General features: G+C 40.5%; 13 protein-coding genes and 1 pseudogene. 9 read left to right on the top strand and 5 right to left on the bottom strand.

From position 1 onward, the window contains the following. Window positions 1-56 precede the first annotated feature (56 nt). Genes IEX94_RS04065 through IEX94_RS04055 form a run of 3 tightly spaced genes read right to left on the bottom strand, consistent with a single transcriptional unit; the run spans window position 57 to window position 3,549 of the window. Window positions 57-1,682, bottom strand: a complete 1,626-nt coding sequence (locus tag IEX94_RS04065; RefSeq protein ID WP_188856144.1) for a M20/M25/M40 family metallo-hydrolase — start codon at window positions 1,680-1,682, stop codon at window positions 57-59. Between the two features lie 22 nt (window positions 1,683-1,704). Continuing rightward, window positions 1,705-2,376 carry a GntR family transcriptional regulator gene (locus tag IEX94_RS04060; RefSeq protein WP_188856143.1) on the bottom strand — a complete coding sequence of 224 codons (672 nt, stop codon included), beginning with the start codon at window positions 2,374-2,376 and terminating at the stop codon, window positions 1,705-1,707. Between the two features lie 21 nt (window positions 2,377-2,397). Next, on the bottom strand, window positions 2,398-3,549 hold the full coding sequence (locus tag IEX94_RS04055; protein WP_188856142.1) for an aminotransferase class I/II-fold pyridoxal phosphate-dependent enzyme: 1,152 nt from the start codon (window positions 3,547-3,549) through the stop codon (window positions 2,398-2,400). Between the two features lie 341 nt (window positions 3,550-3,890). On the opposite strand from IEX94_RS04055, the gene IEX94_RS04050 reads away from it, so the two are divergent. The 9 genes and pseudogenes from IEX94_RS04050 to solA all read left to right on the top strand — a co-directional run bounded on the left by IEX94_RS04050 (window position 3,891) and on the right by solA (window position 10,965). Continuing rightward, a complete protein-coding gene (locus IEX94_RS04050) occupies window positions 3,891-4,901 on the top strand; it encodes a DctP family TRAP transporter solute-binding subunit (RefSeq protein WP_188856141.1) in 1,011 nt (336 codons plus the stop codon). Between the two features lie 77 nt (window positions 4,902-4,978). Continuing rightward, window positions 4,979-5,449, top strand: a complete 471-nt coding sequence (locus IEX94_RS04045) for a TRAP transporter small permease (RefSeq protein WP_188856140.1) — start codon at window positions 4,979-4,981, stop codon at window positions 5,447-5,449. After that, window positions 5,446-6,726 carry a TRAP transporter large permease gene (locus IEX94_RS04040; protein ID WP_188856139.1) on the top strand — a complete coding sequence of 427 codons (1,281 nt, stop codon included), beginning with the start codon at window positions 5,446-5,448 and terminating at the stop codon, window positions 6,724-6,726. The genes IEX94_RS04045 and IEX94_RS04040 overlap by 4 nt, the downstream gene beginning before the upstream one ends. An 11-nt stretch (window positions 6,727-6,737) precedes the next feature. Further along, window positions 6,738-7,076 (top strand): cupin domain-containing protein, encoded by a 339-nt coding sequence (locus tag IEX94_RS04035; protein ID WP_188856138.1) that lies wholly within the window; start codon window positions 6,738-6,740, stop codon window positions 7,074-7,076. A gap of 146 nt (window positions 7,077-7,222) precedes the next feature. After that, window positions 7,223-8,122, top strand: coding sequence for a formyltetrahydrofolate deformylase (gene purU / locus IEX94_RS04030; protein WP_188856137.1), 900 nt, complete (start codon window positions 7,223-7,225; stop codon window positions 8,120-8,122). A 151-nt stretch (window positions 8,123-8,273) separates the two neighbouring features. Beyond that, on the top strand, window positions 8,274-9,086 hold the full coding sequence (gene modA / locus IEX94_RS04025) for a molybdate ABC transporter substrate-binding protein (protein WP_188856136.1): 813 nt from the start codon (window positions 8,274-8,276) through the stop codon (window positions 9,084-9,086). Further along, the gene (modB, locus tag IEX94_RS04020; protein ID WP_188856135.1) at window positions 9,067-9,747 is read left to right on the top strand and encodes a molybdate ABC transporter permease subunit; all 681 of its coding nucleotides are present in this window, start codon (window positions 9,067-9,069) and stop codon (window positions 9,745-9,747) included. Before modA ends, modB begins: the two co-directional genes overlap by 20 nt. Before the next feature lie 44 nt (window positions 9,748-9,791). After that, window positions 9,792-9,893, top strand: a pseudogene (locus IEX94_RS20090) (FAD-dependent oxidoreductase); the annotation flags it as partial. 4 nt (window positions 9,894-9,897) lie between these two features. Beyond that, complete coding sequence (gene solA, locus IEX94_RS04015) at window positions 9,898-10,965, top strand: N-methyl-L-tryptophan oxidase (RefSeq protein WP_308425577.1); 1,068 nt, start codon at window positions 9,898-9,900, stop codon at window positions 10,963-10,965. A gap of 165 nt (window positions 10,966-11,130) precedes the next feature. Here the strand turns inward: solA and IEX94_RS04010 are convergent, their stop codons facing one another. Then, window positions 11,131-12,804 carry a heparinase II/III domain-containing protein gene (locus IEX94_RS04010; RefSeq protein WP_188856134.1) on the bottom strand — a complete coding sequence of 558 codons (1,674 nt, stop codon included), beginning with the start codon at window positions 12,802-12,804 and terminating at the stop codon, window positions 11,131-11,133. 538 nt (window positions 12,805-13,342) lie between these two features. Further along, a partial coding sequence (locus IEX94_RS19640; RefSeq protein ID WP_229782555.1) for a TOBE domain-containing protein occupies window positions 13,343-13,593 on the bottom strand: 251 nt, incomplete at its 5' end.

The raw sequence follows: 13,593 nt of genomic DNA, 5'->3' as shown, positions 1-13,593 counted from the left end.
ATAATTTCCATAAAAATAGATAGTGAACCCAAAAAAGAGTGAAGATCAAATCATCTTCACTCCTTTCCCACTCCAGCAATCACTCCATCAAACATAGTCTGCACCACCTTCTGCAAAACAAAAGGGGTATGCACGAAAGCACTTTGCTTATGAAGCCGTTCTGTCAATTTATGAGCATCTTTCCCGAAAGGTCCAATATTTAAGACCGGTGCTTGAAGCTTCTGCATTTCATCAAATGGAATCGTATATAAGTGATCCCAAACTGGAGTATTATTTTGATAAGATTCCCAGCCTTTATCATCCTTATCGTAATTCACATAACTCAAATCAGAAATTCCATTAAAATAATGCACTTGCTCTGCCTTAACATTAAAATGATCTTGAAGCAGCTGCTTCGTTAACAGAATTTTCTCCTGAACGAGCGGGTCATCTGAAGAATTTATTGCCGGATAATACGGCGGCGCAAAGAATAAAATGCATGCTGGTGCAAGTTCTTGGCAATGAGCCATTATTTGATCGCATACTTTCATGGAAATTTCCCGCTGATCCAAATTGGGAAGTGCGACGGTTTCTTTAATTATTTCCTCCGTCTTTTCTTTGCCAAGTTTACCCCTAGCATAATTCAATAGTTCTTCATATTCCCATACATCTATGTTGAAGTGCTCCTCACTATTTTCTTCCCTTGCTAACACACGTCTGTATTCTTCTGCGCATTCCTCCATAGCCTTTGTTGCGACTTCACGGAAAGAAGTCATCGTCTCTTTCGCATTTCGTTTCATTAAAAAGACGTTGTAAAGCGCTGCAACGTGGTTGGATGTTTGTGTGGAATAATCCGCTTTCAAATCATAGGTTTTTAAGCAAAGTGGAAGCGGTGTGCGCTCGCCATATACTTCCTCGCTAAACGCTTGATTATATTCCATTTTCTTCGTCAAAAAACTAGCCATATAGTGTGCATTGATTCCTTGCAAAGGTTCGCCGGCATGGGTTTCTCGCCCATAAAAAAGCGCTGAGGGCATGATTTTTCCAATCGTTCCGGAATATATATAATACTGCGCGTCTTGTGGCTGCATGGAAAAACTCGGTTCACTGTTTAAAAATAGGGTGTAATTTAAATCATAACGCTCCCGGATATCTACAAGTCCTTTAACAGCGGTAAGCATACCGCTTGAATTTACTTCTTCATCGGGAACGGTGACAAGGAGCAGGTTAATCGACCACTTTTCATAAATGGCTTGCTCAAGCAGATGAAGGTGCAGAACGAGACCCATCTTCATATCCATCGTACCACGCCCGAACAAATAATCACCGGATGTAACGTCACTTTGCACATCTTCTGGCAGCGAATCAAGCATTTCCTTAAATTTCTTTGTTAGTTCCCGAGGTTGAAAAGCTAAATCACCAAGTGCACCGAATTCCTCTGTATGTACCGTGTCGAAGTGGCTAATGAGTACGATTGTTTTTTTGATGTTTTCCTGTTTGTATAAAGCCGTTACGGCATTTCGTTCATTTCCTGCATCATGAAATTGAATGAGAGTGGGCCTTTCCTTAAAGTATTCTAACTCAAGCAGCTTACCTTTTATTTTTTCAGCAAACTGGATTTCCCCTTCTGTTCCAGTCCGACTATCCCAGCTAACAACTTCACATAGTAAATCTTCTAATTGTTGCTCTGTCTGCCAAAGCATGATTAATGCCTCCCTGTGTAGGTTAATTTTTATTTTTCGCGTGGTCGTAGTAACTTAAAAATCGTTTTTGGACGTTATTCATATGAATCAGCATACTATTTCTTGCCGCAACGACATCCTTCTGCTCCAATGCCTTTATAATTTCTTGATGTTCCTCGTAAGCATCTTCCGCACTCTTAGGGACGGTGCTGGACAAAATAAGAAATGCCCGGCTGACACCGGTATTCATACGATGGATTACCTTTTTTATCTCTTCATTATCATTGCAAGCCGCTAACAGTAAGTGAAAATCACGATCAAGCTCTATAAACTCATGATACTTGTTCTCATTAATTGCTGCGCGCTGGCTGACAAGATTTTCCTGCAGTTTTTCAATCGTCTCCTTATGCATCTTCACTGTTACTTTTTCAATGTTGTAAACCTCAAGCAAACTACGGAGTTCCATATATTCAAGAGAATCTTTTTTCGTAAAGCTAGCAACAATTGCCGGTGCGCCTTTTTGCTGTATAATAAGTCCTTCAGCTGCGAGGCGTGCAAAGGCGTCTCGGAGCGGGGTGCGACTGATTCCCAAGTTTTTTGCGAGCTTTTCTTCCGGCAATGATTCTTTATCTTTCAGTTTTCCATCTGTAATCGCTTGTTTAATAATCCGGTATGCCTGGTCAGATAGAGTTTCATGCTGAACTATTTTTTTCATTGTCTTCTCCTTTTCCTTTGATTATTTCTGCAGGAATCGCTCTAGCCTTACAAGGCCTTCATGTAAATTCTCCATGGAATTGGCGTAAGAAATTCGAATATATCCTTCGCCGTTTCCAGTGAACGAACTTCCAGGGACGACGGCTACCTGTTCATTTTCTAAAAGTTTAGTCGCAAATTCCATTGAAGTCAGACCGGTTGATTGAATCGATGGGAAAAAATAAAAAGCTCCGGTCGGAAGTGTTGTCTCAAGTCCCATTTCTCTTAGCCGCTTGTATACAAAATCCCTTCGTTCGATGTAAGCTTTGTTCATATCAGCAGGCGCTTCTCTGTTTGCGGTCAGTGCTTCAATGGCTGCGTATTGACTTGGCAGAGAAGCGCAAATCGAATTGTTTAAATGTACTTTTAAAACGTGTTCCATTAAATTTTTACTTCCGAGCACATAACCGATCCGCCAGCCCGTCATTGCATGGGATTTGGAGAGTCCATGGATCAGAAATAATTGCTCACGTATCTCCGGGAACGAAGCGAATGAACAATGTTCGCCATCGAATGTATTTTCACTATAAATCTCATCGGAAATAATGAAAATATTATGGTTCTTTAAAACAGCAACAATTTTTTCCATCTGATCGCGGCTAAGTGTGGCTCCGGTCGGATTCGATGGATAGTTAAGGATAATTGCTTTCGTTTTATCTGTTATTGCTTGTTCCAAACGTTCGGGATCGAGAATGAATCCATTGTCTGTTGTATCGATTGTGACAGATTTTGCGCCATTTAGATGGATAATCGATTCGTATCCAGAGTAAATGGGGGAGGTCAGGATGACTTCATCACCACTTGCTAAAATAGTACGCAGGACTGAGTCAATTGCCTCACTGGCACCGTTCGTTACGACAATTTCAGTTGCTGGGTCGTAATAAAAATGGTACGTTTCCTCAAAAAAGCGTGAGATCGCTTGGCGGACGTCTAATAAGCCAGCATTATGGGAGTAGCCGGTCAAGTTGTTTTCTATCGCTTTTATTCCAGCTTGCTTTACATTTTCAGGCGTTGGAAAATCAGATTCACCAATCGTGAAGTTGATACCGTTTTCATATTCGTTTACTTTATTTGCAAAGACGCGGATGCCTGGTATGGAAATACTTTTTACGCGAGAATTTATTTTGCTCAGCATGGATTTTATCTCCTTTATTCTAAAAAATGTACGCTGTCAGAGCTTGTATACTGTATACAGGTTTATCTTATATCATACATTAAGGGGAATATTTTGTAAACTCAAGAAATAAGATTAAACCTAATAAGCGTTGGGTATATAAGTGTACGACGTTGTTTACACACCATTTTTCTGTTTATTCAATTTCTATTGACTTTTATATTTTTGTATTGTAGTATACAGTATACGAATAATTCAAAAGACTCGTCAAAATAGAAGGAAGTACGCTAAATTACATAAGGGGAAACATTGTTTGACAGCGCTTTCTCGCGATTATTTTTGACAAAAAGAGGAGAGAGAAAATGTCTAATAAATGGAAAGTGAGTTTTTTTGCTGTACTACTAGTATTTGTATTAGCAGCTTGTTCGGATACCGATGGGGGAGGAGGTAGTGCCGATTCCGTCACATTGCAGCTCGGACATGCTTTGACGGAAGGGACTCCTGCTTCTGATTTGCTTGAAGAAATGGCGACCGAAGTAGAAGAGCAAACTGAGGGCCGAGTAACCTTTGATATTTATCCGAACAGCCAGCTCGGTTCTGAGACAGAAATGCTTGAGCAAGTACAGCTCGGTTCGATGGAAGCAGCAGCGATTATGGTTGGATCGATGCAAGCACTGGATACACGGATGGCAATTGAAGATTTACCATATATGTGGAAAGATATCGAACATGCGCGAGAAGCATATAAGGGAGCATTTGGCGATTATTTGGCAGATATTATGGCTGAACAGGACATGACTAAAATCGGGTACCTTGAATGGGGATACCGCCACATTACGAATAATAGAGGCCCGATTGTTGAACCAGAAGATTTGGAAGGGCTTAATATTCGAGTTGCTGAGACAAAATTACGGGTTGATGCGTTTGAGCAATTAGGAGCACTGCCTACTGTAATGGCTTTCAGCGAAGTATATGGGGCATTACAACAAGGGGCAATTGATGCGCAGGAAAATCCGCTCGCAAATACGTTGCTGCCGAAGTTTTATGAAGTACAGGATTATTTATCATTGACTGGACATTTTTATAATACAATCATGCTCATTGTGAGCACGGATGTATGGGATAGCATTTCCGAGGAAGATCAGGAAATTATATTGGCGGAAACAGAACGGATTCAAGATGAAGTGACGGTAATGAATGACGAACAGGAAGAAACGTATATTCAGGAATTAATCGACAATGGAATGCAGGTCAATGATGATGTGAATACAGATGCATTCCGTGAAGCGATGATGCCGGTTTATGATAAATGGGAAAAAGAAGTATTTGGTGAAGAGATGATGGATATTTATCGTGAGGCGTCGGGCTGGTAATGAAAAGGGAAGAGGGAATCGGCTCTCTTCCTTTCTTACTTTATAAGAAACTAATGGAATAGGGGGAAGTGATACCCATGAAAGTGAAAGAAATCATAGCCAAAATATTAGTCTACTTATGTGTTGTTGCAATTACGGGTTTAACGGTCATCGTATTTCTGCAAGTGTTAACGAGAATGGTGAGTATATCCTTCCCGGGTGCAGATGAGCTTGCTCGGCTTTTAGTCGTTTGGCTTACCTTTTTCGGTTCCAGTCTAGCAATCTATGAAAAGATGCACTTAGCGGTGACATTCTTTGTTAAGCGAGCAAGACCGACGATTCAAAAGATGATTCATTTTTCGGTTCATCTATTAACGATCCTTTTCTTTGGAATCTTGGCCTATTACGGCTTCGGGTTAACGATGGGCGCAATGTCGACTACTTCGTCCACGTTACAATTACCGATGGGATTATTTTACTTGGCGATTCCACTTAGTTCTCTCTTTTCAATTTACTTTATTGTAACGGATATTTTCCGTTCTACTGGAGAGGGGGAGCCGACTGTATGATTCTATTAATTCTTGCCGTATTCTTTGGACTTCTCTTTTTAGGAATGCCAATTGCTTTTATTTTAGGAATTGTAAGTGCGGGTATGATGATTCTTGGCAATGTTTCCCTGGAAGTACTCGTACAACGGATGTTTGCAGGGGTAAATAATTTCTCCTATCTTGCTATTCCGCTATTTATTTTGGCCGGAAATATTATGGGAGAGGGCGGTTTAACGCGTAGGTTGATGGAGTTTGCAAGAGCCTTTGTCGGACGCTTAACCGGTGGGCTCGGGATGACAACTGTTGTAACAAGTGCGCTTTTCGGAACAGTTTCTGGTTCGACGGTTGCCACGACTTATGCAGTTGGATCCGTTCTTGTGCCGCGTCTCAAAGAAGAAAAATATAGTAATTCATTTATTGCAAGTATTATTGGTCCTGCGGGTGTCCTTGGATTGATTATTCCGCCGAGTATTACAATGGTTATCCTCGGTATCACCGCGAATATCTCGATCGGTGACTTATTTATTGCTGGAGTAGTTCCGGGAGTTGTCCTTACGTTACTGCTCTGTATTTACGTAGCTTATATGTCAAAAAAGAAAGGCTATGGTGCTGACAAGCCTGCCCCGATGACAGGAAAAGAATTTCTGCGAGTAGGTGTGAAAGCTTTTTTCCCGCTGCTTACGCCGATCTTTATTTTAGGAAGTATTTTCAGCGGATTTGCGACAGCGACAGAGGCAGCGGTCATTGCTGTTGTCTATAGCTTTATTTTATCTATATTTTACAGAGAGTTAACGTTTAGAAAGTTTAAAGATATTATGGTTTCTTCTGCGGTGACATCTGCCACGATTTTAATTATTATTTCCGTGGCGAATGCATTTACATACGTACTAACTGCCAATAAAATTCCGGCGATGATCTCGGATTTCTTCTTGCAGTTTGCGAGTACACCGCTTCAGTTCCTGCTGATCGTATCTGTTATCTTGCTTATTCTTGGAATGTTGACGGAGGTGACGTCACTTATTATCTTGCTTAGTCCAATTTTCATGCCAATTGCCATGGAATATGGAATTGACCCAATCCACTTTGGAATGGTTCTCGTCATGAACTTTGCGCTTGCTAACGTAACACCTCCTGTAGGTTTATCATTAATTGCAGGTGCGAGTGTGACAGATCGAAATATGGGGATAGAAGATACATTACCTTATATTCTGCATGTGATTGGTATTCTCGTAGTTGTTATTCTGTTAATTATTTTTATACCAGGTATTTCCACATTCCTGCCAAGTCTTTTTAATTAGAGGGTGATTAAATGATTAAACGCTCCAATACAGTTGAATCGGTGGAGAATTTGCATGGTGGAAAAGGAATCGTGGACTTATCTCGTAAACTGACTAAAGAGGATCAGATTGCTGGTCTTGATATGTTTGCAGAAGTCAGCATACCAGTTGGCGGCTCGATTGGTTTTCATTCACATGATAAGGATGCGGAAGCCTACTATATTGTTGAAGGAACGGGGAACTTTCAGGATGACGAAGGAGAGCATGCCGTTTCGAAAGGTGATCTCTGCATTATTACGCGAGGCGGAAGTCATGGTTTGATTAATACGGGGGACGAGCCATTAAAAATAATCGCTGTTGTTTGGAGTTAAATAAAGTACCTGCCACACCCTAAATCTTTTTAAACGATTCAGGGCTGACAGGTACTTCTTATTTGTTAACAAAAAGCTTGAAAGTTTGAACTGAATTCCATAGAGTAGGTTATAAAGAAAATTTTTAGATGAGAAGAGGATCGTTTATGCATACCTATACAGAAGAGAAAATAGAAGCGTACCAAAATGAAAATAAAAATCGGGCAAGACTATTAATTCGTTGTCCAGATCAACCGGGGATTGTTGCAACTGTATCCCAGTTTCTTTATGAACATGGGGCAAACATTGTAACGTCTGACCAATATACACTTGACCCAGAGGGTGGACAGTTCTTTATGCGGATTGAATTCGATTGTCCGGGGTTAAGGGATAAGAAAGCCGATTTGGAAAAGGACTTTACTCCAATCGCTGAAAAATTCAATATGCATTATGATGTTAGGTACGTCCATGAACTGAAGAATGTAGCGATTTTTGCTTCAAAAGAGCCGCATTGTCTGCTTGAGCTGTTATGGGAGTGGGAGAGCGGTGACTTAATGGCTAATATTGCTGTTGTCGTCAGTAACCATGAAGTTGTAAGAGATATGGTAGAATCCCGTGGTATTCCGTTCCACTATATTCCAGCCAATCGGGATATTCGCAGCCAGGCGGAAGCACAGCAAAAAGAAATCCTAGAGCAGTATGATGTGGATCTTGTCATTCTTGCACGCTATATGCAGATTCTGACGCCTGATTTTGTAGAAGAATATAAGAATCAAATTATCAATATCCACCATTCCTTCTTACCAGCGTTTATCGGTGCCAATCCATATGAACGCGCGTTTAACCGGGGAGTGAAAATGATCGGTGCGACGTCACATTATGTGACAAATGATCTTGATGAAGGTCCAATTATTGAACAGGATATTGGGCGTGTTGACCATCGAGATGACGTGGCAGCAATGAAGAAGATTGGACAAGCAATTGAGCGCAGTGTACTTGCGCGCGCGGTGAAGTGGCATTTGGAAGACCGGATTATTGTGCATGGGAATAAGACGATTGTGTTTTAGTTAGGAAGTACTTCCCACGCCCTAAATTTTTTGGGGAAAATTATAATATGCTTCTCCTGATGTTCCCGCATCAGGAGATTTTCATTTTCAGCGTGAGTTATTATAATAGGATATAATGAAAGGTAAATGTGCGGAAGGAGGCAATTAGAATATGCAAAAACAAATGTCTTTTATTAGTATGCTCTTCTTCTTATTTCTACTATTAGGTGCATGTTCTAATACGAATAATTCTGCTCAAGATCCAGGAGACGAGGAAGCCGGGACAGCGGCTGAAAATGCTGCGTTAACGATTTCGGCAGCGGTAAGTTTGAAAGAGGCACTAGATACGATTCAAGCGGATTTTCAAGAAGAACATCCGGAAATAGCCTTGACCTTTAATTACGGAGCCTCAGGTTCACTGCAGCAACAAATCTCACAAGGTGCACCAGTGGATCTATTTTTCTCAGCGGCAGAAGATAAGTTTGCTAACTTGCTAGAAGAAGGATTGATTGCTGGAGAAGATAGGGTAGACTTGCTTGGAAATGAGCTTGTATTAATTACTCCAAAAGAGGATCAATCAGTCAGGGGACTGGAGGACCTTACGAAAGGAGAAATAAGTAACATTTCCATCGGTACACCTGAATCCGTACCTGCAGGCAAATATGCAAAAGAAGCACTGGAAGAGATGGATTTATGGGATAAGCTGGAATCGAAAGTCGTTTTTGCAAAGGATGTTCGGCAAGTTTTATCCTATGTGGAAACCGGGAATGTTGAGGCTGGACTTGTGTATCAAACAGACGCCCTCACTTCAGAAAAAATAGATATTGTTGCTTCCGTTGATGCCCAAACACATACACCTATTATTTATCCAGTCGGAGTGATCAAAGGTTCTGCCCAATACGAAATGGCAAAAGTCTTTTTGGACTATCTCCAAAGCGATGAAGCCTTAAAGGTATTTGAAGAATATGGATTTACAATTAAATAGTGCTTTTATGCAAGCATTTCTCAGTCCGATTTGGTTATCTCTTAAAGTTGCTGCGATATCAGGTGTTATCGTAATTGTAATGGGGACGTTAATCGGGAAAGTGCTTGCGAGGAGAAAATTCAAAGGGAAGGCCGTATTAGAAACGCTTCTGATGCTTCCCATGGTGTTGCCCCCGACGGTCGTTGGATTTTTATTAATTGTCGTTTTCGGAAAAAATAGTATTATTGGTCAAGCAATTGAATGGGTTTTTAATCAACCCATTATTTTTACATGGTGGGCCGCTGTGATCGCTGCAGTCGTTGTCGCATTTCCGCTGATGTACCAAGCAGCGAAATCGGGATTCGAGGAAGTGGACCGTGATATTGAAGAGGCGGCAAGGATTGACGGGGCGGGGGAGTGGAAAACCTTCCTAACGATCTCTGTTCCTTTAGCTTCTAAAATGCTGCTTGCTGGAAGTATATTAAGTTTTGCCCGCGCGTTAGGCGAGTTTGGTGCGACTTTAATGTTTGCGGGAAATATCCCAGGCGTCACCCAAACAATTCCAACAGCAATTTATATTGCACTGGACTCAGGGAATAAGGCGATGGCCTGGATGTGGGTGATTGCGATTATGATTCTTTCATTTTGTATGATGCTCGTTGTACGGGTGAAGCAAGAATAATGATAACGTGAATTTGGAATAAAGAAGCATATGAGGGGGATTCCATGAAGAAAAACTATGATGTCATTATAGCCGGGGCAGGTTCAATGGGGATGGCTGCTGGCTACTATTTAGCCCGTCAAGGGGTGAAGGTTTTGCTGATTGACGCACATAATCCGCCACATGATCAAGGAAGCCATTACGGGGAAACACGAATTATCCCGCCATGCATATGGAGAAGGAAGGGAATACGTTCCACTTGCTCTTCGTTCTCAAGAATTGTGGGAAGGATTGGAGAGAAAGAGTCACTTGAAAATATTCACCCAGGCAGGTGCGATGGGGTTTGGACCACAAGGAAATGCGCCATTTATCGATGAAGCGATAGCGAGTGGAAAAGAACATAACTTGCATATCGACTTTCTTAGCAGTGCTGAAATAAAGGAACGATTTCCTGGGCTTAATCTGCCGGATGATTATATTGGGTTTTATGAGGCAAATTCCGGGTTCTTATTTAGTGAGAATTGTATCGCTGCATATAAAGAGTTGGCTATTCACCACGGAGCTGAAACCTCCTTTCAAAATCCGGTAATCGATATAGAGACAAGTGATAGGTCGGTGAGCGTTATAACGGAAAACGCTACGTTTACTGGGGATAAGCTGATTATAAGTGCAGGTGCTTGGAGTGGAACGTTATCGGAAAAAATAGGCTTAAAGCTCCCATTAAAGACAACTCGTCAACCGATTGGGTGGTTTGAAGCGAATGAAGCGCTGTTTAATTTGCACAACTTCCCAACATTTGCGGCGGAAGTAGCAATTAATGGTTCTAAAGCACTTTATTATGGTTTCCCATCTTTTGGCGGATGCGGGCTGAAAATTGGGCGTCATGACTATGAAGATGTAATTGATCCGTCTACGATGAACCGTGAATTTGGTTCAGATATCCATGATGAGGGGCATTTGCGAGAGTTCTTGGATACCTTCATGCCAGAGGCTGCTGGGAAATTAAAGAAAGCGGCAATTTGCATTTATACCCGAACGCCTGACGGACATTTTATAATCGATCAGCATCCAGAACATGCCCATGTATTGATAGCGACAGGCTTCTCCAGTCATGGATTTAAATTCGCTAGTGTAGTAGGAGAAATCCTATCCCAATTAGCAATGCATGGAGTAACGGAGCATGATATATCGTTATTTAAGTTAGCTCGATTCGCCGATTGTCATATTAAAAAGGAATAGCTGTTCTTCTTGATGGGTGTGCGCAAGTCAGTCAGCAGAAATAATGAATAAAAGCGCGGGTTACATGTTTTGGGCATACCCGCGCTTTTACCTGATTTTCCAGTTACAAATACTACTAGCTACATCTTAGCAAAATCTAATACTCCAGATCACACCCGCTTGCAATCACAAAGCTATATCTAGCTTTTTACCATTTTTAGTTAACGTTAAAACTCTAGCGATTTCATCAAAAGTGACATCTTTAACAGAAGTATCATTTCCCAGATTAATCATCGTCAGATAATTCACGTTCTCACCCGTTTTTGAAAACTCCAATTGTGATATATCGATTAATTCATTGAAACGTTCGGACATGATTGCTCTCGGTTCAGTTCGATCCGCTTGGAAACTCGTAACGGAACTTGTTCCGAGCAGTTGCTCGATTTCAATGATATCGGCACCTGATTTTATTTTTGCGTAATTATCTTTTGTCTCAAGGATTTCAATATGTGGGGCAAGGTTGTACAATTGTAAAAATTTCTGATCTTCGTCACTTACAGCTTGGTCGAAAATAATTATGACATCCGGCTTGAAAAAGATAAGTGTCCGCTTTAGTTTCGCTCCGTTATGTGCTTTATTTTCCCCTTGAATTAGTTCATAGTGTAACGTTTTGTGATAACCGGTTATTTTAATTTTATCGCGGTAGACTAGCGGATCGCCTAATTTATATTCTTTTCCATCGATTGCAAGGGTGTTGTGTGCAATTGGGGAAAGGACGTATTGTCTGATCTTATCACTTTTAACATAATTATATTTTCCCGAATCAACGAAAATGTCTTTGCCATTATAAAACAGGTTGAACGATAAATCATCGAAATGTTTATGAGTCTTACTCCCATAACCACAGATAAAAGATAGCCAAGTTGATCTTTCTGGCTCCTCATGCTCATCTTGAAGGATTGCAATACCCGCTTCTTCATCAATGAAGGAATCAAATTTCTTTTTCTTCCGTTTTAAATGACCGGAAGAGGTGTCTCCAATGGTCGGGACTTTTAGGTTTGGCTTTAAAAAATAGTGAAAATAATCATCCGCTTGCTCTAATCTTTCTACGATGTCCTTTCCGAGGGTCAAATTATTTTTTACCAAGAAGGTTTCGACGGATTGAATAAGCCTCATCACCATACTATGATAGTCCGGCGAATTCTCTAAATGGACATTTTTGTAACTGAAATCTCTATTGAAAGCTTCCCTGACTCTATAAATTGCTTTCTCTTTCCAGTGTTCTGCTTCTGGATATTCGGACAAAACTAATGCAATCGATAGTAAAGCCCTGTCGACCATGATTCCATGGTTATTTTTCCGATAATTTTGGTCATCATTTAAAAATCTAGCATGCTTCAAGAGAAGATTATAGATCAGTTCCTCATCTATTTTTATTATATCTACAGCGGAAGTGTATAGATAAATAATTGCTAACGCACGCGTTGCCGTTGCGTGATCACTCCAGCGAGAACGGTAATTTTCCTTTGGATGGGCTTCGTCGTGTTTAGCCCAATCTTGTAAAATTTCATGAGCTTTTTTTAATGATTTTTTGTCTTTCTTTTTCTCGTAATGATTACAAAGATGATGAATGGTTTCCAACGAATGAAGATAAAGTTGATAAGTATTTGCACCCGAATGGTGCTGATAGTTCCAGTCAATTCCTTTTTTAAAATCAAGAACTTCTAAAGATTTTATAAGAAAGTACTGCCCTTCAAACAAACCTTCGACAATTTTATCTGTGTCTTTTGTGTAGTTGGTTTTCTTGATTGGTTCAATTATATTTAATGTAGGTTGCACGGTTTTCTTAAAAGGCCACAAAAAGATCCCTCCCCTATGTATAATGTAGTAATCTAAGTTTAATTGATATAAAGATAATAATCCATTCCAACCAATAAAACCTAAACATAAATTAACAAACGGATCCCAGTTCATTTCTTTGCAAAAAAAGATTGACAAGAATTCTTTAAGATGGTATTATAGTAAATCGAGTAACAAATAAGCACTCTGGCATTCTACAATGTTTTTGAAGATGCTTATTCAAACTGGAGCGACTAAGGGGTCGCAAGGACGCAAGAGCAGGTAGGGCTTGCGTTGCTTAAGTTAGAGAACACCCAGTGGAACACGTACCGCGGTTAAGTGAAATTCTTGAATTAACACGATGATTCATGCTGCGTTTTGAAATAATCACCCAATAATTAAAACGAAAACGAAGAATTTCCCACCCGAGATATTCGGGATATAAAATATTAAAAATAAGCTTATATGTTACTGAAAGATAAAAGGGATACTCCTTAAAGAGGGGTATCCCTTTTCCCATGGAGAAATAAGGTTGAACCATTTGACTAAAAGAAGTAACTTAATAAATTCTCTCTTCCGTCACCGCATCAAAGAAATGTGCTTTATTCATCTCAAAACCTAATTTCACGGTATCTCCAGCTTTAACATCAGAACGGGAGTCGACTCGGGCAATAAAGCTTTGATCCGCGACTTTCGAGTAAAGGAACGTCTCTGCTCCATTCAGCTCGGCAACTTCAATGCCAGCAGATATCGTAGACTCTAGATTTGCCTCTAGAAAGACAAGTTCATCTTTAATATCTTCCGGGCGAA

This window comes from Oceanobacillus indicireducens, from assembly GCF_014647195.1.
Classification (GTDB): domain Bacteria; phylum Bacillota; class Bacilli; order Bacillales; family Amphibacillaceae; genus Oceanobacillus; species Oceanobacillus indicireducens.
Note: the sequence above shows the minus strand (reverse complement) of the source record. Positions and strands in the feature narration are given on the sequence as shown.